This is a genomic window from Streptomyces sp. NBC_00328 (assembly GCF_036139655.1).
In the GTDB taxonomy this organism is placed as follows: Bacteria; Actinomycetota; Actinomycetes; order Streptomycetales; family Streptomycetaceae; genus Streptomyces.
This window is the reverse complement of the sequence record NZ_CP108013.1, coordinates 896,434-920,347: the sequence shown is the minus strand read 5'-3', so window position 1 is coordinate 920,347 and position 23,914 is coordinate 896,434. Positions and strand designations below refer to the sequence as shown.

The following is a 23,914-nucleotide window of genomic DNA, read 5'->3' as shown; positions in this document are numbered from 1 at the left end:
GGGAATGTGCGGTATACGGGCCTCCCAGCTGCAGCTGCGTGATACACAAGGAGTTGAAGTCACTACTTGGGGGGACAGTGGACGAACAGGATATCTCCGATTTGGCGCAAGCCCTCATTGCTGAGCCGATCGAAGATTCAGGCAGTGATACGGCATCGCGATACAATTTCCAGTATCTATGTGCAGCTCGGCATTGTTTTGCGCTCTTGATGGACCCGAGACTGACTGGCGTTATATGCGAATGGCACGTTGACTATGTCCTGCTGTACAGCGATGGAACGAATGAGCTCGTTTCCGTAAAGCATCGCGAGCCAAAAGTCGGACCTTGGCCATTTGCAGAACTCTGGACGAAAGGTGGTTTGACAACACTATATCAACGATGGAAGGAGGTCCCAGGCGCAAAATGTCGCCTGGTAACCAACGGTTCCATGAAGGCCGGACGAGATTCCGCACTGGAATTTGCTACAGACCTGACAGGTCGACGTGTTGAAAAATATGCCACGGATGTAGCAGGCAAACTCAAATGCGCCGAAGAAGAGGCGAAAGAGTTCCTACTGGCGCTACGTATCGAGCACGGGACCCCAGACCGGGTTGCCCTGCGGTCTCATCAGATTGTGCATACTGTAGGCACCGCGCTGGAGGCAGCTGATATCGCGGGTATCAGCCCACCGGACGCATGGGACGCCGTAGTTAACCTAGTCGCTTCCAAGTCAAGAGACCTTGACAATCGTGATTTTTCGTCGATCGATCTTGCAAGTCCAAGCGCCTTGGACGCCGAGGACCTGATGTCGGCCAAAATCGTGAGACGCACAATCAGGCGAAGCGATATCGTTAAAGCGCTCTCCTCGCCAGACAGTTATATCGAAGACCAATACCCCATCGCATCGAATCTATGGGCGCGAGAGCCAAGCGCCACCTTTGTCGGCCGAGATAATATTCTGCAAGAAATGGAGGAATGTTGCCGGGAGGGCTCGCGTTCAAATCCTGCGGTAGCGCTGCTCGGCATGAGCGGCGTAGGGAAAAGCGAGCTACTAGCACAATACGCATGGAAGCATGCGGAGCAATATAAATTTGTGTGGTGGGTCCGCGCTGATTCATGGAACTCCCTAGCCGCGGACTTGACTGCTCTCGCCGACAGGCTTGGCTTGCCAGTCTCTGAATCCGATGATGAATTGCGGCAACTAAAGCAGTACTTCCTTCACAACCGCGGATTGATCCTGCTTGATGGGGCGGCAACGGACCCGAAAATTGTAAAATTCATCCCGAAAATCTCCTCCAGTCGATTCTTGGTGTCCAGCCTCGATCAGACTTGGGTTGCACACATGCCAGTCATAAGCGTATCTCCGCTTGCTGACGCTGACGCTAACGCCCTGCTAGCCTCCGTCCTTACTGAGGTGAACTACGAAGAACTGGCTGTTCTAAACCAAGCCCTGAAGGGCTTGCCGCTGGCATTGAAACAAGCAGCTGGCTATATCGGTGTATCGGGTATGCCTATCAAGGCATACTCCGAAATGGTCCACGATCGGGCAAGTGAACTGCTGCGGAGAGCCGCTCCCCCTGAGCATGTGGGGCTAACAGCCGCTCTCTCGATCACGCTGGATAGGCTACAGAGGGACCACCCTCACGCGCTCGGCCTGCTGCGCATTCTTTCCTTCTTGGCTCCCCATGGCTTCCCTACGGATCTCTTCGGTATCGAAATTCCACTGAGAGAGGATCGCGAGCTCGCATCGGAGGCGCCGCCTGCAGGAGCTGTAGAGGTTGAGCAACTCGCTGCAGCGGAGCTGGAGAGCCTGCCGGACGGAACGGTCCGACTGCTCTCTCACCTCAAAGATCATCTGGCCCTGTTTGATGCGGTGGCCGACTTGCAAAGGTACTCCCTCATTGAAGCCCAGCGAGGAGGCGTCACATGCCATGCCCTGACCCAGGCAGTAGTTCGCCATACCCTTGGACAGCCGGAAAAGCAGTCGGCTATTGATGCCGGCACATTCCTTCTAAACAAGGTAGCAAATCTTAGTCCATTTGATTCTCGCCACTGGCCGCACTATCGACACATGATGCCGCACTTTGAAGCAAATATTGAATACCAGGCAAGCCGCCGATCCCTCCCTTGCAATATTCTATTCTTCTACTCGGTAATGTCTCTGAGTCTAGGAATATACGGGGCGAAGGAATCCAGTCTTTCCTACGCCGAAAAGACGGTTGCCGCATGTGATGAACTGGATGGAATGAGCGGCGACACCACCGTTTTCACGAGATTGCTACTGGTGGAAGCCCTGACAAGCACAGATCGGTGGGAAGAAGCGCTTCGAGTTACTGATGAATGCTTCGCGCTAGATGGTTACGGTGAACTCGATCCGTACTCTGTCGGTACCTTGCATACGAAGAGGGCTGCGGCGCTGCACTTGCAGGGAAAGCTTGAGCAAGCGATCGCGGAACTCGACATTGCGCACAACTATATAGATTCCAGCTTGAACCTCAAAAAGGCTTCCTCGCTTCAGCGTGCCGTCAAAGCCAACAAGGCCACCTTGAGGCGCGAACTCGGCGACGCCGAGGGGGCGATCGCCGAGTTTAAGGAGCTAATTTCGGATTACCCGGAGGATGCTTCACGGAATGGCTTGGCGACACTCTACAGCAATCTCTGCCTGTGCTATTTGGACACGACGGATTATAGAAAAGCTCTCAGTGCATCCAAGAAGGCGCTTGACATTGATGTAGAAACCCTGAACGGATTCCATGCGGATGCTGCGCGAGACTGGAACAATGCCGGACTTGCGTTGCTCGAGCTCGAAAAAGCAGACGCCGCTATCACCGCTTTTGAGACATCCCTGCGGATTCATGAGCGAATCAGTAAAACCACGTCCATGGCGTCCCTTGTCTCGCGAATGAACATTGGTCGCGCCCAGATTGCTCAACGTGACTTTGCTGCGGCACGTAAAACCCTTGAGGAAACGCTGAAAGGCCAGGAGTCTCTTGTTGGCCCTAAGCATCGGGAAGTTGCCGCGACTCTAGCAAACCTGTCTGTTCTGTATTCCGCACTACACCTCTTCGGAGATGCCGCCTCTGCGGCCTATCGGGCGATAAAGATCGACACAGAGGTCTATGGGGACGGCCACCCGGAGTTGATGCCAGACTATAACAACATGGCAGGAGCTCTAATGTTTTCGGAACAGTATAGAGCTGCGCTAAAGTGGCTTAATAAGGCGCACGCGATCGCAGTCCGGCGCTTCGGCGATGGCAGTATCCGGGTCGGCATGTGTCTGGAAAAGATTGCTCTCTGTAAGTATTTAAGCGGCGGAGCGAAAGAAGGGGTCGCGGCAATGCGGAAGGCAGTTGAAATCTTCGAATCACAGCTAGGAGTGCAACATCCTCAGACGCTTTCTTGTCGTTCACTACTTGCTCAGATGTTGGAAGGAAAGAGCCGTCTAGACCTGAGTGCTCCGCAGTCGAGGTGACGGCTGTGAGCGTAGGCCGGCGGAGCGGCTTTGGGCTGGAGCTGCTTTGGGGCGAGTGATCATGGCCCCTTAAGCTTCCGGCGAGTCGGGCAGTCTGTGGACCTGCCCGTTAAAGCACGACGTTGGGGCCATGATCTTAGAGGCTCGCCCCAAAGTGGCTGCCTAAGAGGTCGTTCTCTTTCCGAACCTTGTGTGCGGATTCCGCTGGTCAGACATGGGATGGCATCTGTCGCGGAAGTCTCGGCTTGTTGCCGGTCGAGATGTTGCGGGGGTGGCGGATGCCGTCGATGCGGGCGGTTCTGGAAGCGCGGCGGAAGGCCGCGGTGGTGCGGGTGGAGGAGCTCGAAGCCGAACTGGAGCGGGTGCGGGCGGACTTGGCGGACGCCGAAGAAGTCCTCAGGCGTCGGGTGATCGGGCTCGAGCAGTATCTGGAGGCGCTGGCCGAGGAGGAAGCGCCGGCCGTGGTGGTCGGCGGGCCGTCGCGGAAGAAGCCGGTGGGTCCGCGCCGTGCGGTGCCGCATCGGGAGAACGCGGTCGGGGTCGAGGATCTGTCGGTGGACTACCGGGCGGTGATGGCTGCCGCGGCGGAGGCCGGAGTCGAGGGGTTGGGTGCCCGGCGGACAGCGGTGGTACTCGGCTGGGACAGTGCCTCCGTCTCACGCGTCGAGGGTGCGAGAGCACGGTTGAAGAGGCTGGTGGAACGGGGCTGGCTGGTGGAGGCGAAGCCGGGAAGGTTCACGACGCCGCCGTCGGAACAGGTTGATCATGTCGGGCGGCCAGACGGCGGCTCATGAGTGCGATCATCGACCAGCGGATGACGGCTTCGCTGGTGTCGGTGCGTCGCTCGTAGTCCCGGACCAGACGCCGGCTGCGCAGGAGCCAGGCGAAGGATCTTTCGACGACCCAGCGGCGGGGCAGTGCCTGGAAACCTTGGACGTCCTCATGACGGCGGACGACGTCGAGGACGAGCCCGAGATGCCGGCTGGTCCAGTCGGTGAGGTGGCCGGTGTAGCCGCCGTCGGCCCAGACCCGCGTCAGCCGCCGAAAGCCCTCCTTTGCCGCGGGCAGAAGGATCCGGGCGGCGTCCCGGTCGGTCGTGGACGCCGGTGTGACCAGCACGTTCAGCAGAAGTCCGAGCGTGTCGGTGAGCAGATGCCGCTTGCGCCCGTTGATCTTCTTGCCCGCGTCGAACCCGCGTGAGGCGTGGGCGACGGTGGCGTCCGCCTTCACCGACTGCGAGTCCACGACCGCGGCACTGGGTTCCGGGCCGCGGCCCTCGCTGGTGCGGACGGCCTCACGGAGCCGTTCGTGCAACTCGGTCACGAGGCCGGCGTCCCGCCAGCGGGCGAAGAAGGCGTAGACACGCGGCCAGGGCGGGAAGTCGGACGGCATCGCCCGCCACTTGATGCCGTTGTCGACGAGGTAGCGCACCGCGTCGATCATCTGCCGGTGGCAGTAGCCCTCCGGTCGGCCGCCCCGGCCTGCCAGCCAGCCCGGAACTGGCAGCAGATCCTTCACCAGAGCCCACTCGGAATCGCTCATGTCCGAGCCGTACCGGGGCCGGCGATCCGGCCGGTCGGCCGCGTTCCCGAACCTGTGGGCGAGGCAGTCACACCCACGAGTGGACCAACTGGACTCGGCAACCGTGACCACGCGACACTTCGACAACAGGGCCTCTTGCTTCTCGCTGGACTCGACATCCGCGAGCTACCAAGAGGCCCTTCTTCCATGCCTGCACACAGAACAACTCACCCGAACCAGGCCCCTGTTCGAACCCCACCGATCACACGGCCGGATAGAGAACAGCCAGTAAAGCCGTGGAGCCGACCGCCCCAGCCACAGAAGGTGTCTCTCACTTCATGCCCGCAGCTCGTCAGCGCGCCGCCGGGCGCGGCCAGCCGGGGCGGAGACAGGAGGCAGGCCGCGCCGCAGAGGCGGCGCGTGCCCGCGCCGTGCGCGGGCCTTGACTGCGCAGGGAAAGCTTTATCGTCAATGGCCGAACTGCGGCCGCCCCGCGGCTACGGCTGGCCGCTCGGCCCCCTCCGGCCCGACTCCCACGGCTGAGTATCCCGAGCGTGGGAAGCTTGAGCCTGACAACGGGCGGACAAGGCAGGGGGGAGAGCGAGTGTGTCGGAGCATGTCAGTCCTCGGGGGACCTTTCTCAAGGTCGCGGACGCGGTGAAGGCCCAGATCGCGGACGACCCGGAGCTGACGGAGCTTCCGTCAGCCGCAGAACTGATGCGCGACTACGACGTCTCGCGCGGGGTCGCGCTGCGTGCCTTCGGCGTCCTCCAGAAGGATGGAGTAGCCGAGCCCGTTCCTGGTGGGCGCTGGCGCGTGATCCGCGACGGGCAGCGACCCTCCCGACGACCGTTGGAAGAGCAGTTCCGCGACATCATCGCGGATGAGGGTCTTGAGGTCGGGGCAGCCTTCCCGAGCGCCTCTGCACTGGCTGCGAGGTTCGGGGTCTCGCGTCCCACGGCGACGAAGGCTCTCGACAAGTTGGAGGCCGCCGGCGTGCTGGCGGGTGGGGGGCAGGGCAAGGTGCGGACGGTCCGCGCCGTGCCGATTCGAGAGGAGCGTTCGTAGCTTGTCGGAGCTGACGGAGCTGACGGAGTGGGCCTACCCCCTCGCGGAATCACTGCTCGCTGAGGTACTGCCTCGGCGGTGGCAACACTGCTTGGGCGTTGCTGAGCGAGCACGCACAATCGCGCTCATCCTTGGGGACGACGCCGAACTGCTGGAAGCCGCGGCTGTCCTTCACGACATCGGCTACGCGCCCGACCTTGCCAAGACCGGGTTCCACCCGCTCGATGGCGCCCGGTACTTGCGCGACGTCGCGAACGCCGACGAGCGGGTCGTGCACCTGGTCGCACATCACTCCTGCGCGTGGATGGAGGCCGAAGCGCGCGGCCTGCGCGAGGAGTTGGAGGGAGAGTTCCCCCGCGAGAGCGCGCACCTCAATGACGCTCTCTGCTACTGCGACATGAACACCACGCCGGACGGCACACCGACGAATCCCGTGGACCGGATCAATGAAATCACCGGACGCTACGGGCCGGACAGTTTGATCGGTACCTTCATCCGCCGCGCCGCACCCGAGATCCTCGCGAGCACGGCCCGCGTCCTCGAACGGGTCGCGGCCGCCAAGCCTCAGCCGATGTAGGGAGCCGTCCTCGTAGCGTCCATCGCGTGCTCGATCCGAAGTCGCATGGTGGGGTGCACGTCCAGCGTCGACAGGTCCGCGGGGGCAACCCAGCGGACCTGCGTCGTCTCGTTACTCGTACGCACCTCACCGCCGACCGGTCGCGCCCGGAAGCAGATGCTGAACTGCTGGCGGACCTCGCCGTCGTCGTATCGCATCACGTGCCCGGGGTCCGTGTAGATCCCCGAAATGTCGACGACTTCCGCCTTGATGCCCGTCTCTTCCCAGACCTCGCGCACGACGGTGTCGCTGATGGACTCCCCGACATCGTGACCGCCACCAGGAAGCGCCCAACGGCCGTTGTCAGACCGCTGGATCATCAACACCTCTCCCGCATCGTTCTGGACGAACGCCACCACCGAGGGCACCACCGAATTGGCCGGCGGGGCGTCGGGGTCGTGCAGGTAGTCAATCCGTCCCATGTTCAAGCTCCCGTGATGTCGCGGTCCGTGATGAGGCGAGCGCCGCCCCAAGTCTGTTCGATGCTATTCGCGTACGTGTCGAACAGGCCGCCGCCCGGCATGCGACGCAGGTGGAGTACCGGCGCCAGGTACGCACCGATGCCGTAGACGTGCGGGTTCACGAGCATCTCGTCATCGGACCGGTAGATGGAGTTGTAGAGCGTCGAATCGTGCAGTCGGAAGCCGATATCTGGGTGGCTCTCGAAGAGTGGGCGGTAGTTCAGTAGGGCATTGCGGATCTTGCCGTCCATGATCCGGTGCCCTTCGTCTATGCCGCGTTGCCGGACCGCGTCACTGCCTGGGTCCCCCAGCAGGATTCGCACCTGCGTGGTCCCAACCACCTTCGCCTTCAAGATGTCGTGAAACACGGGATCTTCGGACAGGAACAGCCCGGAGTAGACGAGCACGTCCAGGTGGTTCTCCGCCCGCGCGTAGATCTCGCGCCAGAGTCCAGCGGGCACCGTGTGCCGATGCGGGTAGACCGCGACGATCTCCGCTTTGCTCAGGTCCATCGCGCTGTCGACGGTGCGACTGTCGTCCCACAACGTGGTCACGTCGACCTTGAGCGCCGAGGCTGTCGCGTATTGGTGACGCCGATAGGGCACTTTGTCCTGAGTGATCCAGCGCTCGACGGTCTTCGGGTTGACCTCGATCGCTTCCGCCAGGTCCTGGACGCTCATGCCTCGCGCCAGGAGAGCGGACCGTAAGCGCTCATTGGACATCTGCACTCCCGATGGGACTTCTAGGGAGCTCTTGACGGTAGCCAGATCTGCCCGAGCTGTCCACGCACGGGGTCACCAACTCCCCTGAGCTGCACCGATGCTGATGGTGCGCCAGGAAGTCCCCGGCGTAAAGCCGAGAGGTTCCGTCGATGTACTTGACGGAACCCAATGCAGTACCTGTAAAACAGGTACTGCATCACGAACGCCCGGAGAGCCTCGTGAAACGGGTTCAAAGGCAGTGTCTGTTGGTTGAGAACTCAACAGTGTGACGATTTGGCGGGGGTACGAATCCCTGCCCCCGCAACGGCCCGGGTGATGGCCGCTGGCGGTCACTTCCCCGCGCATCGGCTCTGGAGAACAGCCCTCGGGATCATCCCTCCCTCACTGGAGGTCAGTCCTTGGGTCTGCCACCTGGTGTGCGCCTCCCTGCTGGCGTCAGAGCAGTGACGATGACGCGCCCGACTTCCCGGCTCGGGACCGGTCCGCCACGCAAGGGCGAGTCCGGTGAAGCCGCGTCCCTGCGATCTGCGGGAGGTCGGTCATGGACCGACGACATCGACAGGCGCCACCGGACGGACCCACGGCCGGCGCCTGAACCACCCGGGTCCACATCCTGGCTCGCGGCTCCTCTGCCGCGACCGGCTGCCTCTCTCGCCCGTCCGGCCCACGCTCCGCGTGCTGGTCGTACGGACGGGAGCGCGGGGAGCCGCGAGAGCGCTTCACCCCATCAGCCGAGAGGACTGTTCATGGACCGCCTGAAGAAGGCCGCTGTCCAGCACCGACGCATTGCTGCTGTCCAGCGTGACCGCGGTCGTGACGCTGAGGCGGACCGGCACGAGGCCCGTGCGGATGCTCTGGAGTCCGGCAGGGTCACCGACCGCACCGACGACGTGATCGGCATCTTCCGCGCAGTGTTCCGCCGCTGACAGCGCAACCCGCCATCCAAAACGGCGCGCGGTCCCCGGGTTGCCTCCCGGGGACCGCTTCGGGCCGTACATCTTCTAGGGAGAACACGACCCAATGAACCCCATCGTCACTGTTCAGGAAGCTGTTACTGCGTTCGCCGACTTCATGGAGCCGACGGGTGCGGAGCTGGACGCGATCGAGCGGGAGATGTCGCTGATCCTGGCGGACGTCGACCTGATCGACGCGCAGATCATCGCCATGGACCACGCCCCGAACGAGGTCGACACCCGCCGGGTGCGCCGGGCCTTTGCCCGGGTGCTCGCCGAGCGGGCCAAGCTGTCCAGCCGCACGGCCGGCACGACCCTGGCGGGTGGTGCGGCGTGAAGGCCAAGACCGTTCTGCCCGCCGTCGCGATGACGGCGGTGTCCATGGTCCTCACCCTGGCCGTGGTCATGATGTGGCTCGGTAGGGCGATGCCGTGGCCGGTCGCGCTGGTCGTCGGTCTGGGGATCGACGGCGGATGGCTGGCCACCCTTGCCTACGAACGCCGCCTCGCTGCGCAGGGTGACCACAACCGTGCTGTGACCGCCGTCGGCTGGTCCTTCGGCCTCATCGCGGCCGGCGTCCTGGTGGCCCACGCGCTCACCGTGGAGGAGTCCATCGGCGCGTGGCTCGCCGTGGCCTGGCTCCCGATCGCAGCGAAGGCGCTGTGGCTGGTGCATGGGCTATGGGAGGCGACCGCGCTCACCCCCAACGCCCTCGGGGCGATCCGCGGCATCCAGCAGGAAGCGCGCGACGAGGCGGCGGTGGCCCGCGCCCGCCTGCGGGCCGAAGCCACGACCGAGGAGACCCGGTTGACGGCCGTGACGCAGGCCGGTGCCCGCGTCGCACGCGTCCAGGCCAAGACCGCACAGACCCTGTCCCGGGTCTGGTCCACGCTGGAAGCCGCGCGGGAGGGCGAGGACACCGGGCGGGCGCTGAGCAGTGTGACGCACCGCGTCACGCCCGACGTCATGCCCCGCTGGAACCTGCCCGTCTGGGGACCCACCGAGCCCGTCTCCGCGTTCACCCTGGCGCCCGCGCTCACCGACGCTGAGCTCGACGCGCTGGTGGACGAGATCCGCAACAACGAGGTCCCGGCCCTGTCCTACCGGGAGATGGCGACCCGGTTCCGCGCGGCCGGCCACTCCGCATCCGAAGTCCGCCTGCGCGCGGCGTGGAAGCGGGTTGCCTGATGTCCGCCGCGTGGGGCGAGTGCTTCGACCCGACCGGCACCCGCTACGGCGTACCCACCTACCCGTGGCGCCTAGCCCCGGACGGGCTCGCCACCCGCCGCCAGTTACGCGCGCAGGGCCTGCGCCCCGGGGGTCAGCCGATCGCGGCGCAGACGATGCGGGTCAACCGGCGCGCGGGTGGGGTGCGGGTCGCTTACCTGTACCGCCTGGACCTAGCGAAACCGGTGCGGCCGATGACGTCGCGGAAGTGGGGCGCGCTCGCGCTGGCGATGCTCGCCCGCCGTACCTGCCCGAAGTGCCGGATCACCTACGGCTACTGCATGCCCCGCTCGCTCGGCATGTGCGTGCTCTGCGCCTTCCCTGACGACCAGCGCGCCGCCTGAACTCTCCCACCATCTCTTGGAGTTCTGCTGTGACCAGCCTCAACGCTGCTCCGAGCACCATCGACTACGCGTGGCACGCCTGGGTGAGTGTGCCCGGTGAGGGCCGCGCGTTCGCCCACGGCACCGTCACCGTCCCCGTCTCCTTCTGCTGGGACCGCGTCATCCGCGAAGTCGCGGCATGGCTCGGGACCCAGGGCACGACCGGCCGGCCCGACGACATCCACCTCATCCTCGCCCCGAACGCCGGAAAGACGGTCTGACCATGGGCAAGCCCGACACCCGCCGCCTGGACCGGGCGATCCGGGAGACGAACCGCAAGCTCGAAGCCGTCCGCCGCGGCGAACTGTGGCCGCTCACCGGCTCGGAGCGGCGCCAGATGCTCGCCGCGCTCGCCGGTGGCTCCTACCGGGTCCTGCGCGGCAGGAGCACCGGCCGCGCCGAGAACCGGATCGACTCGGTGTCGACCTCGGCGGAGACGCGGCTGATCGCCGAGATGACCGCGTTGCAGATCGAGCGGCAGCGCATCGTCACCGAAGCCGCCCGCGCCAAGGCCGCCAAGAAGTCCTCTGGCTGGTGGTGACCCGCACCGCGCCACCCGCCCGCACCGCACGTCTCCCCTTCACTTTCACCCCGATCCGGGGCAGTCAGGAGTCCGTTTCACCATGAGTGAGAACGTCGTTCACCTGCACAAGAACACCGACCCGGCCCCCGAGCCGGACACCGTGACCACGCTGACCGTGGTCCCCGAACCAACCCCCGCGCCGCCCGTTCCGCTGTGGGTCCGCTCCGGACACGCCATCCGCACCGCGGTCACGCACGAGACCACCAGGACCACCGCCCGCGCGCTCGCCCGCCACACCCTCTACGTCGCCGGCGGGGCGAGGATCGCGGCGAAGCGGACCTGGGACGGACGGACCGCCTCCCGCTACGAGCGGATGTTCCGCGCCGCCGAAGCCACCGGCAACCACGAGATGGCCGCCGAGTGGGAAGAGCGCGGGCAGCACTTCCGCGAGGCCCGCCACCGCCGCCGCATGGACCTGCTCCACTCGCCCCTCGACGCGGCCAAGGGCATCGCGGTCGGAGCCGGGATGGGTATCGGGTCGCTAGTTGCGCTCGGCATCGTGATGGCGATCGCGACGAAGGACGTCACGCAGGTCGTCACGCCGCTGATGGCCACGATCGAGTTCATCAACCTGTTGATCGCCATCGTCCAGGTGGTCTGGGGTCCAGCCTTGGCGATCGGCCCGTTCCTGGCCCTGCTCGCCTTATGGGCGGTGGGCAGCAGGCAGCAGGCCGCACCGGCATGGGCGCTGCCCGACAACGCCCGCAGCAGTGAGGGCGAGCCCATCACGCCCTCGATCGTGGTCAAGGCTCTGCGCGACCTGGGGGTGCCCGCGCTGCGGAACGCGATCAAGGAGATGGGGGACGCGGGTGCGTCGATGCTCGGGCCGATCCGGATCGCCGGATGCGGCGTGGAAGTCGACGTCACGCTCCCGTCGGGGGTGTCGACGATCGAGGTGCAGAACCGGCGCCGCAAGCTCGCGGAGAATTTGACCCGGCACGAGCACGAGGTGTTCATCACCATCCCGACCGCAGCCCGCACGGTCCGGCTGTGGGTCGCCGACTCGGGTGCGCTGGACGAGCCGATCGGCCCGTCTCCGCTCATGACGGACGAGACGATGACCGCCGACTACGCCAAGGGCCGCGCCCCGTGGGGGCAGGATCTGCGCGGCGACGCGGCCGCCATCAGCCTGTACCAGCGGCACTTGCTGATCACGGGTCTGTCGAACCAGGGCAAGACCGCCGCCCTGCGCGCGCTCGCGCTGTGGCTCGCGCTGGACCGGTCGGTGGAGTTCTGGGTGGGCGACCTGAAGGGCGTGGGCGACTGGGCCATGTTCGACCAGCTCGCCTCCCGGTTCGTCCAGGGACCGACCGACGACCACGTCATCGAGGTCACCGAGATGGTCGAGGACGCTGTCGCGGAGATGAACCGCCGCATCCAGGAACCGCCCGGCAGCACGTTTCCGCTGCTGGTCGTCATCGTGGACGAGGCACAGGTCGCGTTCATGTGCCCGGCCAAGGACGAGGCCAAGCGCCCCTACGGCGGTGCGAAGGCCAATTCCCTGTACTTCATGGGCGTCCGCAAGATTCACAACCAGGGGCGTGCGGTCAACGTCCTGATGTGGCAGGGCACCCAGGACCCGACGAACGAGAACCTGCCCAAGCTGGTCCGCGAGGGCGCCCACACCCGCGCCTCCCTCGCCCTGGGCACCGAGTCACAGGCTCGCATGGCACTGGGGGACAAGGCGGTCGACGGCGGCGCGGCGCCCAACCTGCTGCGCCCGGGGCTGGACCGGGGAACCCTGGTCGTCGCGTCCGACGGGATCGCCGTCCCGGCCGGCCAGGCATCCATCACCGTGCGCACGCACTACATCAGCACCGAGGACGCCGTCGAGATCGCCAACCGCGCGAAGGCGATGCGCGACGGAGTCACCACCCTGCGCGCCGTCGACCGCGGGCAGGAGCGGGACCCGCTCGCCGACGTCGCCGCCGTCCTCGGGGACGCGAAGCGCTCGCACACCCAAGACATCCTCAAGCGGCTCGCCATCCTCGACGAGGACGCCTACGGCGACTGGTCGTTCATCGACCTCAAGCGCGTCCTGGAGGCAGCAGGGATCGAGCCGTACAAGTCGCACGGCCGCATGGTCGTCCGTGCCGACGACGTCACCCGCACCCTCACCGACCGGGGCACGGACGGTTCCGCTTCCGCCTTCTGACCCTGGGGAGGCACACCCTCCCGGCACGGGGAGGCGGGGAGAACTCCCCAACCGCCTCCCCATGCCGCCTCCCCTACGTTGATCAGCGAAAACATCGTTTCGGGGAGGCGGGGAGGCATCCCAGCCCACACCCCCGAAACCCCCTCCACAGCCAACCTCCAAGGGGGTGTCCCCGCCTCCCCCGACCGAGCACCGGAAGGGATTCCGCATGTATCCCGAACACCCCACCCGCCACCGCCCTGCGACCACCGTGGAAGTCCACCAACCCGCACCGATGGCACCCGTCGTCGCGACGCCGGCGCCGCTCATACCCGCCCAGCCGGGCAGCGTTCCGGCGGTCGCGAGCGTGGTCCTGCCCGACGGGCGGATCGTCACCGGCTACGCCATCAACCCCGCCCAGCCCGAACCCCTCGCGGCCAAACCGCCCGTCTCCCGCACGGCCGTGAACATCGCCCTCGGCGGCATCGGCTTCGCCGCCGTGTGCGGCGGGCTGCTGCTGTTGACGACGTTCATTGCCGCGCTGACCGCGCTCATCACCCAACTGATCACCCTGGCCGCCGTCATCTTCGGCGGCTGGATCGCCGTGCAGATCTTTGGCGCATCCGGCGGCCCCAAGCGCGGCGGGACCACGGTCAACATCCGCAAAGCCGTCATCAAGCGCAACCACTTCCACGGCTGATCTGGACAGGAGCAACGCTCCCTAACCACGCAGGTCGTCGGGGCCCTGTCGCCCGAGTCGGGAGAACAGCAAGTCCCGGGCCGTCTTGCCGACCACGTAGAAGGCGAACAGCCCTACGAAGCTCTTCCCCGCTGCACTCCAGGTCGGCGCCTGAGCGAGCAGCATCCATCCAAGCGCGCCTATCGCAGCCAATGCGAAGCCGAGCACCACGTTCCCCAGCACCATCCGGCCCACGCCGCTAACCCCGATCTTCCTTGTCTCCGCCCGCAGGACGCTGGCTCGCCCGGACCACCCCAGTGCTGAAAGCCACGATTCCGATGCCAACCGCTCTTCCCGCCGACTGAATCAGATCGTTGGATGTCGCCTCACCGACCGCCACCACAAACGGGCCGATGGCGAACAACAGCACCCCCAAGCCGTAGACGCGAGTGCGCTCCACCGCCGGCCGGACGTTGGGAAGTACCCAGCCAACAGTGATCGCCGCGATGCCGCCGACGGTGGCCACCAACGCGCACAGGGCAAAAAGTGCCGCGAAGCAGATGGCCATGGGTCCTCTCCGAGTGCCAGATCCAGGGCGGATGCCCGCGTGATCTTTACAGCCTCCGAGCCCTACGTCCACACATGCCCGCAGCCTGCTGCCGCCCTCGTCCAGTCGACTCCCAGCTACGCCAAGGGCGGCCCCCACCTCACGCCAATGACGCGGGGCCGCCCTTGCCAACCGGCCCGCTACAGACCTGTTGGAGGTCTCCCAGCATGACGCAACCGACCGACATTCGGCGAGTACGCGGCTTACAGCCGCAGGCCACGCCCGATCGCCTGCGGACCGCCCTGAATCTCGCGGCGTCCGGGATTCCGTCCCTTCCGCTGCGGGCGGGAAAGGTGCCGTTCGGGAACTGCCCGGCCTGCGCCCAGAACGCGTGCGGTGGTCGGCCGAACATGAAGACCCCCGGGCCCTGCGTCTGCCCGTACCTGTGCCACGGTTGGGCCGCCGCCACCACCGACCCGCACGTCCTCAACTCTGCTGCGTGGGCGCCTGCGTGGCGGCATGCGGCGACGGTCGCCTACCACCCCGGCGGCGCCGGGGTGACCGTGGTCGACCTCGATGATCCCGCCGCCATCGCGTGGGCCCGCGAGGCCCTGCCTGTCACCCGGACCGTGGCCACCACCCGGGGTGAGCACTGGATCTATCGGGGCACCATGCCGTCCGCCAACGCGGTCCGGCCCGGCGTCGACATCAAGTCCCTGATGGCGTACGCCCGTTGGCTCGGCCCCGGCACGGGAGCCACTGCTGCTCTCCCGGATGCTGTCCGCGCGCTGGCAGTAATGGAGCCGTCCACGGCTCGCAGGGCACCACAGATGCTCTCAGCGCCCCTCGGTGGCCAGCGGGGGCAGTGCCCGCACCGCACGCCGACCTATCTCGAACGCGGCGTCGCCATGGCGGAGCAGCGCATCACCGAGGCCCGTAGCGGGGTGCATGCCACGGTCTACCGGACGTTCCTCGCGGTGCTGTCCGTTCACGGACGTTGCGGCTGCCTCACCGAGGCACACACCGCGCGACTGTTCACTGCCGCGCAGGGCAAGGGCGAATCGGCCCGGCACTGCACCGACGCGTGGACCAACGCCCTGACCCGGTTGGGACTGTGACCATGTCCGAGGACGAGAAGAATCCTGCCCGCGAGGTCATCGCGGACTACGCGCATGCGCACTTCCGGTACTTCCGCACCGCCGACGGGACCGTGTACGCGCAGAAGAACGGCCACCCCGTCGCCCGTCCGATCCGCTCCCAGGGCACCACGGGCAGCCACCGGCAGGAACTCATGGTCGGCCTGTACCGGGACGGGATTGGCGTGTTCAACGGAACCGCGCTCAAGGAGGCACTGGACTTGATCGAAGCACTCGCACTGACCGAGGACGTCCAGCCCGTGAACATCCGCGTCGCCCCCGGCTTCGACGGAGCGACGTGGCTGGACCTGGGCCGCAACGACGGGCAGTCCGTCCGCATCCACCCCACCGGCTGGGACATCGCCGTCCCCGACCCGCGGGAAGTCTGCTGGCGGCGCACCCAGCTCACCGGCGAACTGCCCCTGCCGGTCAAGGACACCGACGGCAAGGGCATCGACCTGCTGCTCCGCCTGTGCAACTTCGCCAACGCGGAGACCGAATGCCTGGCCATCGCCTGGCTCCTCGGCTGCCTGGAGCCGTCCGTGCCTGTGCCAGCACCGTTCCTCACCGGGCCGCAGGGCGCGGGCAAGTCCACCGGTGGGCGGATGCTCGTGCGGATCATCGAGGGCATGAGCGGTGACCTGCGCCGGGCCCCGAAGGACGAGGAGAACCTGATCGCGGCCGTGGCAGCCGGATGGGTCACCGCGCTGGACAACCTCTCCCACATGACGCCGGACCTGTCCGACGCGATGTGCTGCATCGTCACCGGCGCCGAGAGCGTCAAACGGGCCCTGTTCACCGACGGGGACGTCTTCCGCGTCGGCTACCGCCGGCCCCTCCTCCTGACCGGCATCGACGTCGGCGTCATCCGGCCCGACCTCGCCGAACGACTCCTGCCCCTGCGCCTGGAACGGCCCCGCGTCCGGCGTACCGAGGCCGAACTGTGGGCGGACTACGCGGAAGCGCTGCCCGTCGTCCTCGGCTCGCTCCTGGACCTCACGGTCAAGGTCCGAGCCGTTGCGGCGGAGACCCCCACCGATCTGCGGATGGCGGACTTCGCCCACCTGTGCGCACAGTTCGACGCGGCAACCGGGCTCGGGGTGCTGGCCGCGTACCGGGCCAGTCTGGACGACCTGAACGACGACGTGATCGAGGGCGACCTCCTCGCCCAGACCGTCCTGCGGTATGCCGAGACGATCGAGCCGGGCGGGGCGCAGCGGATGACGTCCACGGAGTGGCTGTCCTGCCTCAGCAGCCTCTACAGCGGCGACGACTGCCGTCCCCTGCCCAAGGGGTGGCCGACCACCGGCAAGGTGCTCTCGGACCGCCTCAAGCGTCTCCAACCGACGCTGGCGGCCCGGGGCGTGCTCATCGACTCGGGCCGCACCAAGGCGGGCCGCTACCTCGAAATGACCCGCACGGCCGTCCTCACCCTGCCGCCGCACGAGCAGACGTCAGCGTTCTGACCCGCGATCCGCACGCCGAGCGAACAGCAAGAGGAGCACCGGCCCGGGCGACGCGTGCTCCTCTTGCTGTTCGGCGGAACGCCGCCCCCAGGTCGCGCCGCGCAGCGGCTCTTCTTCGCTCTGTAAGGGGCACTCAACTACTACAGGCAGCCCCTTCTTTGTCCTAAGAGGGAAGACGCTGCGTCACCTGCGTCACCCGGCCCGGAAAACGGCCGCTGACCTGCGCGGACAGCGGTGACGCAGACGGCTGGCTCTGAGTCATCCTGCGTCATCCTGCGTCACCCGGTGACGCAGGATGACGCACCGGTGACGCAGCCCCGAACTGCCGCGTCACCAAAACCCGCAGGTCAGAGCCTCAGATGACGCAGATGACGCGGTGACGCAGAAATCCGCACCTCGGACAGGCATGGACTCACCGACCCAACGTGGAGGACCCATTGAGCGTGTCCGCCCCTTCCAAGAGCGACCGCCGCGCGACCCTCCGGGGCGGTCTCCCAGACCGCTACCTCACCCCTGACGACATCGCAGGCATGTTCGGCGTGCCGCTCGAAACCGTCTACCAGTGGCGCAGGAAGCGCACCGGACCGCCCGGCTTTCGTATCGGTAAGCACCTCCGCTACGACCCGGCCGACGTGCGCGCCTACGTCGTGCAGCGCAAGAGCGCCTGCCCGGACACCGCCTAGACAACCATCCCCAGACAGCAGGGAGAGCCGCTACGGGCGGCTCTCCCTGCTGCACGTCGAGAGGACTGCCGCCGTATGGCTGGCCACATACAAGACCGTTGGTACAAGACCGAGACGGCGCCCAACGGTAAGACGACCAGGGAAAAGACCGAGCGATATGGGACGGGCTTGCGCTACCGGGCGCGCTACGTTTCGCCGGATGGGAGCGAACGCAGCAAGTCCTTCCCTGACAAGCAGAAGCGACTTGCCGAGGCGTGGCTGACTCAGATCGCGGCTGACATGACCCGTGGTCAGTACGTCGACCCTTCCTCAGGCAAGGTGACGTTCAAGGACTTCGCTACTCGGTGGCTGGCATCCCAGACCACGGATCCTTCCACCATCGTGAATCTGGAACTGAGGTTCCGGCTGCATGCCTTCCCCTACATCGGTTCTCGCTCCATGAGTGCGTTTGCACCCGCCCATATCCGCACGTGGGCGCGGGCGCTTGCCGATTCCGGGATGGCAGCGTCGTATCAGCGGACCGTCTTCGCGAATGTCTCTGCGGTGTTCGCCGCCGCAGTGGACGACGGCATTCTGGTCCGGAACCCTTGTCGTGCGGGTTCGGTGCGGGCCCCCAAACTGGATCGGCGGAAACTCAAGCCCTGGACGCACGCTCGCGTGGCCGCGGTCCGAGGTGGACTTCCGAGTCAGTACGCGCCGATCGCGGATGTCGGGGCCGGGTGCGGCTTGCGGCAAGGTGAGATCTTCGGGCTCGCTGTCGACGAAGTCGACTTCGCCGGGGGAGTCGTCCACGTCGTGCGACAGGTCAAGCTGATCGGGCCGCATATGGTGTTCGCTCCGCCCAAGGGCGGCAAATTGCGTGAGGTGCCGCTGCCGGATGTGGTCTCGGGCGGGCTGGCCGTCCATATGACCGGTTGGCCCCCCATCGACGTCACGTTGCCGTGGAAGACTCCGGATGGGCCGCCGGTCACGGCCAAGCTGCTGTTCTACTCGCGGGAGCGGAAAGCAATGAACAGGAACTACTTCAACACGTACCTGTGGAAGCCCGCTCTGATCGCGGCCAGCGTCATCGCGGAACGAGGACCGGGGGAGCGGTTCGAACCCTCGCGAGAGCACGGCATGCACGCTTTGCGGCACTACTACGCGTCGGTGCTGCTGGACTCGGGAGAGAACATCAAGGCTTTGGCCGAGTACCTCGGTCACTCCGACCCGGGATTCACACTCCGGACGTACACGCACCTCATGCCGAACAGCCAGGACCGTGCCCGCAAGGCCATCGACGCGGCGTTCGGCTCGCAGGGCGCGAAGGCTGGTCCCGGCGAACCCAGTCCGGCGGCCTGAGCGGCGGCCTGGCGTAAGTCCTCGACAGCGTTCGCGGTGCAGGGGCCGAAACAGGCCGTCGGCCGTCCTCCTCCAGCGAAGGAAGAGCACGGCCGACGGCCCACAGACGGCCCAGAAGAGCGGAAACCCGCTCTGACCTGGGGCGATATCACATGTTGATCATGTGACCGGCCAGTCCGTGTACGGCCTCCTTGACCGCCTCGCCGAGCGTCGGGTGCCCGTGCACATTGCGTGCGACCTCGTGGACCGTCAGGTCCCACTGCTGAGCGAGCGTCAACTCCGGCAGCAGTTCGGTGACTTCGGGGCCGATCAGATGGGCGCCGAGGAGTTCGCCGTAGCGCGCGTCGCTGAGGATCTTGACGAATCCCGCCGTCTCGCCCAGGCCGTGGGCCTTTCCGTTCGCCGTGAACGGGAACTTCGCCACCTTGACGTCGAAGCCCCTCTCGCGTGCCTGTGCCTCGGTCCAGCCGAAACTGGCGATCTGCGGCTGGCAGTAGGTCGCCCGCGGGATCATGACGTAGTCGAGTTCCATGGTCTCGGCGTCGGCGATCGTCTCCGCGGCGACGATGCCCATCGACTCGGCGGCGTGGGCCAGCATCAGCTTCGCCGTCACGTCTCCGATGGCGTAGATGTGCGGCACGCTCGTACGGCACCGGCCGTCGATGTCGATCGCACCGCGGTCGGTGAGCTTCACACCGGTGTTCTCCAGCCCGTAGCCCTGCACGCGCGGCTGGAACCCGATCGCCTGGAGCACCTTGCCGGCTTCCAGCGTCTGCCGCTGCCCGCCCGTGGTCACCATGACCTTGACCCTGTCGCCGGAGTCGTCGATCGCCTCGACACGGGTGGAGGTCAGCACGTTGATGCCGAGCCGCTTGTAGCGGCGGGCCAGTTCGGCGGAGACCTCCTCGTCCTCCAACGGGACGATCCGGTCGAGGAATTCGACGAGGGTGACCTGGACGCCGTAGTTGTGGAGCACGTAGGCGAACTCCACGCCGATGGCGCCGGCGCCCGCGATGACGATGCTGTCGGGGAGGGTGTCCGACAGGATCTGCTCCTCGTACGTCACCACACGCTCGCTCAGTGAGGTTCCGGGGAGCAGCTTGGTGGTGGCGCCGGCCGCGACGACGCAGTTGCCGAAGGAGACCGTCTCCGTGCCACCGTCGGCCAGGGCGACGTCGAGCGTGTGATCGTCGCGGAAGGTGCCACGGCCGTCGTACTGGGTGATCTTGTTCTTCTTCATCAGGTAGTGGACGCCCTTGACGCGTCCGTCCGCCACCTTGCGACTGCGGGTGAAGGCCGCTCCGTAGTCGAAGCTCACCTCCCCGTTCACCTGGATACCGAAGGTCTTGGCCTCCTGGGTGAAGATGTGGGCGAGCTCCGCGTTGCGCAGCAGCGCCTTCGACGGGATGCACCCCACGTTGAGGCACACACCGCCCCAGTACTTCTCCTCGATGATCGCCGTGCTGAGTCCGAGCTGGGCGGCCCGGATCGCCGCGACATATCCTCCCGGGCCGGCGCCCAGGACCACCACGTCAAAGTGTGAGCTCATGACCTTCAGCCTAGAACGCCACCGCCCCCGGCGGCGCGACGGGCGCGGCCCGGAACACCGCGGCCTCTCACGCAGGGGAACGCGTACGGGCCGGCCCCCGCGGGGACCGGCCCGTACGTCAGGCCGGGTCAGGCGGCGTCAGGCGCCGCCCGACCTCAGACGAGGTCGAACCGGTCCAGGTTCATGACCTTGTCCCAGGCGGCGACGAAGTCCTTGACGAACTTGGCCCGGGCGTCGTCGCTCGCGTAGACCTCGGCGAGCGCGCGCAGTTCGGAGTTCGAGCCGAAGACGAGGTCGGCACGCGTGCCGGTCCACTTGACCTCGCCGGTGACGTCGTCGCGGCCCTCGAAGGTGGTCGCGTCCTCGGAGGTCGCCTTCCACGTCGTGCCCAGGTCGAGCAGGTTGACGAAGAAGTCGTTGGTGAGCTGTCCGGGGGTCGCGGTGAGGACACCGTGCGAGGACTGCCCGTGGTTCGCGCCCAGGGCACGCAGGCCGCCGACGAGGACGGTGAGTTCCGGCGCGCTCAGGGTCAGCAGGTTCGCCCGGTCGAGCAGCAGGTACTCGGCCGGCAGCCGGTTGCCCTTCCCGAGGTAGTTGCGGAAGCCGTCCGAGGCCGGCTCCAGCGCGGCGAAGGACTCCGCGTCGGTCTGCTCGTCCGTCGCGTCCACACGGCCCGGGGTGAAGGGCACCTGGACGTCGTGACCGGCGTCCTGGGCGGCCTTCTCGACCGCGGCGACGCCGCCGAGGACGATCAGGTCGGCCAGCGAGACGTGCTTGTCACCGGAGTTGAAGTCACGCTGGACACCCTCCAGCGTGCGCAGCACCGTCGCCAGCGTGTCGGGGTCGTTGGCCTCCCAGCCGCGCTGCGGCTCCAGACGGATGCGGCCGCCGTTGGCGCCGCCGCGCTTGTCGCTGCCGCGGAACGTCGAGGCCGACGCCCAGGCGGTGAAGACGAGCTGCGCGACCGTCAGGTCCGAGCCGAGGATCTTCGCCTTGAGGGCGCTGATGTCGTCGGCGCCGATGACCTCGCCCTCCGCCTCCGGCAGCGGGTCCTGCCACAGCAGCGTCTCCTCCGGGACCTCCGGGCCGAGGTAGAGGGACTTCGGACCCATGTCACGGTGGGTCAGCTTGTACCAGGCCCGCGCGAAGGCGTCGGCGAACTCGGCGGGGTTCTCGTGGAAGCGGCGGGAGATCGGACCGTAGATCGGGTCGAGGCGCAGCGACAGGTCCGTCGTGAGCATCGAGGGAGCGATCTTCTTGGCCGGGTCGTGCGCGGCCGGGACGGTGCCCTCGCCGGCGCCGTCCTTCGGCTTCCACTGGTTGGCGCCCGCGGGGCTCTGGGTCAGCTCCCACTCGTAGCCGAAGAGGTTGTCGAAGAAGCCGTTGCTCCACTGCGTGGGCGTGGTGGTCCAGGTGACCTCCAGACCGGAGGTGATGGCGTCGGCGCCCTTTCCGGTGCCGTACGTGCTCTTCCAGCCCAGGCCCTGCGCCTCGATCGGGGCGGCCTCGGGGTCGTCGCCGACGCTCTCCGCCGGGCCGGCGCCGTGGGTCTTGCCGAAGGTGTGACCGCCCGCGATCAGGGCGACCGTCTCCTCGTCGTTCATCGCCATCCGGCGGAACGTCTCACGGATGTCGCGGGCCGCGGCGATCGGGTCCGGGTTGCCGTTCGGGCCCTCGGGGTTGACGTAGATGAGGCCCATCTGGACGGCGCCGAGCGGGTTCTCCAGCTCACGGTCGCCGCTGTAGCGCTGGTCGTCGAGCCAGACGCTCTCGGGACCCCAGTACACGTCCTCCTCGGACTCCCAGACGTCCTCGCGGCCGCCGGCGAAGCCGAAGGTGTCGAAGCCCATCTGCTCCAGGGCGACGTTGCCGGTGAGGATCATGAGGTCGGCCCAGGAGAGGCTCTGGCCGTACTTCTTCTTGACGGGCCACAGCAGACGGCGGGCCTTGTCCAGGTTGCCGTTGTCCGGCCAGCTGTTGAGGGGGGCGAAGCGCTGCTGACCGGCACCGGCGCCGCCGCGGCCGTCGCTGATGCGGTAGGTGCCCGCGCTGTGCCACGCCATACGGATCATGAAGGGGCCGTAGTTGCCGAAGTCGGCGGGCCACCAGTCCTGCGAGGTCGTGAGCACCTCGGCGATGTCCTGCTTCACCGCGGCGAGGTCGAGGGCCTCGAAGGCCGCCGCGTAGTCGAAGTCCTCGCCGAGCGGGTTGGCCACGGCCGGGTTCTTGGCGAGGATCTTCAGGTTGAGGCGCTCCGGCCACCACTGTCGGTTTCCGCCGCCCTGGGTCGGGTGCGGAGCGCGGTCGTGTGCGACAGGGCAGCCGCCCGCGGCCTCGGTTTTCGCGTCGGTGACGATCGCGTCGTGGTTCTCAGACATGGGAATCCTTCCGGATGGGCCGATCTCGGTGCTCAGCGACTGCGGGTGGGGGGAGCGGCCGGGGCGGGGCCCCGGCGGCCGGCCCCGGAACCATCGACGGAGCCGACGGGGAGGCCGTTCTTTTCGGACGATAACGGGCAAAGGGGGCGTCCGGCCGCTTGGCCGGGAGCGGGGGCGCCGTACACGGCTCGCGCCGGACCGGCTGGACCGGTCCGATACGGGGTACGCATCCCGCCACGGTGGGCGGACGGAGGGCTGTGTGCGGCGTGCGGGCAGGTGCGGCGCCGGGTCGCCCGTCCCGGCGGCGATCGCGTCGTCGCCGCGACGGTCCCCGGGTCCGGGAGGGTCCCGGGCTGCGTGTCACGGCGGCCGTCACGCGCAGGCCGACGCCGCGTGGCTCCACGGCGGTGGTCCCGACATCTCTGTCTCTCCTGCCCGTACTGAAGTCCTTCTGTCCCTTGGCCAGTGCCAAAACCGATCCTACAATGGACAGAGTCCAAGTCAAGAAGGACGCCAAACCCGTATCCGATCGGACCCCTGGATGCGCACCGATAAACTGCGGATTCCCACTGATCCTGAAAAGGTGAACCGATATGAGTGACCTGCTGGAGCGACTGCGAGGACGTGGCTGGCGGATGACTTCCCAGCGGCGCGTCGTTGCGGAGGTCCTCGACGGTGATCATGTGCATCTCACGGCCGACGAGGTGCATGCCCGTGCGGCCGAACGGCTGCCCGAGATCTCCCGGGCTACCGTCTACAACGCGCTGGGGGAGCTGGTCTCGCTCGGCGAGGTCATCGAGGTCTCCACCGACGGCCGCGCCAAGCGCTACGACCCCAACGCGCACCGGCCGCACCAGCATCTGGTGTGCTCCGCCTGCGGCACCGTCCGTGACGTCCACCCGACCGGCGACCCACTGGCCGACCTTCCGGCGACGGAACGATTCGGGTTCGCCGTGGCCGCCGTTGAGGTCACCTATCGGGGGCTGTGCCCTTCGTGCGTCTAGGATCCGCCTGC

24 protein-coding genes are annotated in these 23,914 nt (G+C 66.7%); 17 read left to right on the top strand and 7 right to left on the bottom strand.

The features are described from left to right. Positions 1–77 precede the first annotated feature (77 nt). Entirely contained in the window at positions 78–3,452 is a 3,375-nt protein-coding gene (locus tag OG485_RS03880) for a dsDNA nuclease domain-containing protein (protein WP_328664536.1), read from the top strand. A 287-nt stretch (positions 3,453–3,739) separates the two neighbouring features. After that, complete coding sequence (locus OG485_RS03875) at positions 3,740–4,246, top strand: hypothetical protein (protein ID WP_328674192.1); 507 nt, start codon at positions 3,740–3,742, stop codon at positions 4,244–4,246. Here OG485_RS03875 and OG485_RS03870 read toward each other — a convergent pair. Next, a complete protein-coding gene (locus OG485_RS03870) occupies positions 4,188–4,994 on the bottom strand; it encodes an IS5 family transposase (RefSeq protein WP_328663239.1) in 807 nt (268 codons plus the stop codon). The genes OG485_RS03875 and OG485_RS03870 overlap by 59 nt on opposite strands. A gap of 636 nt (positions 4,995–5,630) precedes the next feature. Here OG485_RS03870 and OG485_RS03865 point away from each other — a divergent pair. Both OG485_RS03865 and OG485_RS03860 read left to right on the top strand, forming a co-directional pair. Next, the gene (locus OG485_RS03865) at positions 5,631–6,041 is read left to right on the top strand and encodes a GntR family transcriptional regulator (RefSeq protein ID WP_328664533.1); all 411 of its coding nucleotides are present in this window, start codon (positions 5,631–5,633) and stop codon (positions 6,039–6,041) included. A 10-nt stretch (positions 6,042–6,051) separates the two neighbouring features. After that, the gene (locus OG485_RS03860; protein ID WP_328674231.1) at positions 6,052–6,618 is read left to right on the top strand and encodes an HD domain-containing protein; all 567 of its coding nucleotides are present in this window, start codon (positions 6,052–6,054) and stop codon (positions 6,616–6,618) included. Here OG485_RS03860 and OG485_RS03855 read toward each other — a convergent pair. Together OG485_RS03855 and OG485_RS03850 are read right to left on the bottom strand one after the other, a co-directional pair. Then, the gene (locus tag OG485_RS03855; RefSeq protein ID WP_328664532.1) at positions 6,606–7,079 is read right to left on the bottom strand and encodes an NUDIX domain-containing protein; all 474 of its coding nucleotides are present in this window, start codon (positions 7,077–7,079) and stop codon (positions 6,606–6,608) included. The two genes, OG485_RS03860 and OG485_RS03855, sit on opposite strands and share 13 nt — an antisense overlap. Positions 7,080–7,081: 2 nt before the next feature. Next, the gene (locus OG485_RS03850) at positions 7,082–7,798 is read right to left on the bottom strand and encodes an XRE family transcriptional regulator (RefSeq protein WP_328664530.1); all 717 of its coding nucleotides are present in this window, start codon (positions 7,796–7,798) and stop codon (positions 7,082–7,084) included. A 788-nt stretch (positions 7,799–8,586) separates the two neighbouring features. Between OG485_RS03850 and OG485_RS03845 the strand changes: the two genes are divergently transcribed. The 8 genes from OG485_RS03845 to OG485_RS03810 all read left to right on the top strand — a co-directional run bounded on the left by OG485_RS03845 (position 8,587) and on the right by OG485_RS03810 (position 13,820). Beyond that, positions 8,587–8,766: a hypothetical protein gene (locus OG485_RS03845; protein ID WP_328664527.1), complete on the top strand. Its 180-nt coding sequence runs from the start codon at positions 8,587–8,589 to the stop codon at positions 8,764–8,766. 94 nt (positions 8,767–8,860) lie between these two features. Continuing rightward, entirely contained in the window at positions 8,861–9,130 is a 270-nt protein-coding gene (locus OG485_RS03840; RefSeq protein WP_328664525.1) for a DUF6284 family protein, read from the top strand. Next, positions 9,127–9,981, top strand: coding sequence for a protein spdB (locus OG485_RS03835; protein ID WP_328664524.1), 855 nt, complete (start codon positions 9,127–9,129; stop codon positions 9,979–9,981). The genes OG485_RS03840 and OG485_RS03835 overlap by 4 nt, the downstream gene beginning before the upstream one ends. Then, positions 9,981–10,364 (top strand): RRQRL motif-containing zinc-binding protein, encoded by a 384-nt coding sequence (locus OG485_RS03830; protein WP_328664522.1) that lies wholly within the window; start codon positions 9,981–9,983, stop codon positions 10,362–10,364. The genes OG485_RS03835 and OG485_RS03830 overlap by 1 nt, the downstream gene beginning before the upstream one ends. Positions 10,365–10,393: 29 nt before the next feature. Continuing rightward, a complete protein-coding gene (locus OG485_RS03825; protein WP_328664520.1) occupies positions 10,394–10,624 on the top strand; it encodes a hypothetical protein in 231 nt (76 codons plus the stop codon). A 2-nt stretch (positions 10,625–10,626) separates the two neighbouring features. Next, positions 10,627–10,944 carry a hypothetical protein gene (locus OG485_RS03820; protein ID WP_328664518.1) on the top strand — a complete coding sequence of 106 codons (318 nt, stop codon included), beginning with the start codon at positions 10,627–10,629 and terminating at the stop codon, positions 10,942–10,944. Between the two features lie 82 nt (positions 10,945–11,026). Beyond that, a complete protein-coding gene (locus tag OG485_RS03815; RefSeq protein ID WP_328664516.1) occupies positions 11,027–13,141 on the top strand; it encodes an ATP-binding protein in 2,115 nt (704 codons plus the stop codon). A 208-nt stretch (positions 13,142–13,349) separates the two neighbouring features. Then, positions 13,350–13,820: a hypothetical protein gene (locus OG485_RS03810; protein ID WP_328664514.1), complete on the top strand. Its 471-nt coding sequence runs from the start codon at positions 13,350–13,352 to the stop codon at positions 13,818–13,820. Positions 13,821–13,841: 21 nt separating this feature from the next. Here the strand turns inward: OG485_RS03810 and OG485_RS03805 are convergent, their stop codons facing one another. Further along, on the bottom strand, positions 13,842–13,985 hold the full coding sequence (locus OG485_RS03805) for a hypothetical protein (protein ID WP_328664513.1): 144 nt from the start codon (positions 13,983–13,985) through the stop codon (positions 13,842–13,844). Between the two features lie 73 nt (positions 13,986–14,058). Further along, a complete protein-coding gene (locus OG485_RS03800) occupies positions 14,059–14,367 on the bottom strand; it encodes a hypothetical protein (RefSeq protein ID WP_328664511.1) in 309 nt (102 codons plus the stop codon). 206 nt (positions 14,368–14,573) lie between these two features. Between OG485_RS03800 and OG485_RS03795 the strand changes: the two genes are divergently transcribed. The 4 genes from OG485_RS03795 (at position 14,574) to OG485_RS03780 (ending at position 18,972) form a co-directional block, all read left to right on the top strand. After that, a complete protein-coding gene (locus OG485_RS03795; protein WP_328664509.1) occupies positions 14,574–15,464 on the top strand; it encodes a bifunctional DNA primase/polymerase in 891 nt (296 codons plus the stop codon). Positions 15,465–15,466: 2 nt separating this feature from the next. Continuing rightward, complete coding sequence (locus OG485_RS03790) at positions 15,467–16,948, top strand: ATP-binding protein (protein ID WP_328664506.1); 1,482 nt, start codon at positions 15,467–15,469, stop codon at positions 16,946–16,948. 443 nt (positions 16,949–17,391) lie between these two features. After that, positions 17,392–17,631 carry a helix-turn-helix transcriptional regulator gene (locus OG485_RS03785; protein ID WP_328664504.1) on the top strand — a complete coding sequence of 80 codons (240 nt, stop codon included), beginning with the start codon at positions 17,392–17,394 and terminating at the stop codon, positions 17,629–17,631. Between the two features lie 75 nt (positions 17,632–17,706). Continuing rightward, positions 17,707–18,972 (top strand): tyrosine-type recombinase/integrase, encoded by a 1,266-nt coding sequence (locus tag OG485_RS03780; RefSeq protein WP_328664502.1) that lies wholly within the window; start codon positions 17,707–17,709, stop codon positions 18,970–18,972. A 148-nt stretch (positions 18,973–19,120) separates the two neighbouring features. Here OG485_RS03780 and lpdA read toward each other — a convergent pair whose 3' ends face one another. Further along, positions 19,121–20,521 carry a dihydrolipoyl dehydrogenase gene (gene lpdA / locus OG485_RS03775; protein ID WP_328664500.1) on the bottom strand — a complete coding sequence of 467 codons (1,401 nt, stop codon included), beginning with the start codon at positions 20,519–20,521 and terminating at the stop codon, positions 19,121–19,123. 155 nt (positions 20,522–20,676) lie between these two features. Then, on the bottom strand, positions 20,677–22,899 hold the full coding sequence (gene katG / locus OG485_RS03770; RefSeq protein ID WP_328664498.1) for a catalase/peroxidase HPI: 2,223 nt from the start codon (positions 22,897–22,899) through the stop codon (positions 20,677–20,679). 593 nt (positions 22,900–23,492) lie between these two features. Here katG and OG485_RS03765 point away from each other — a divergent pair. Continuing rightward, positions 23,493–23,903: a Fur family transcriptional regulator gene (locus OG485_RS03765; RefSeq protein WP_328664496.1), complete on the top strand. Its 411-nt coding sequence runs from the start codon at positions 23,493–23,495 to the stop codon at positions 23,901–23,903. The last annotated feature ends 11 nt before the right edge of the window (positions 23,904–23,914 follow it).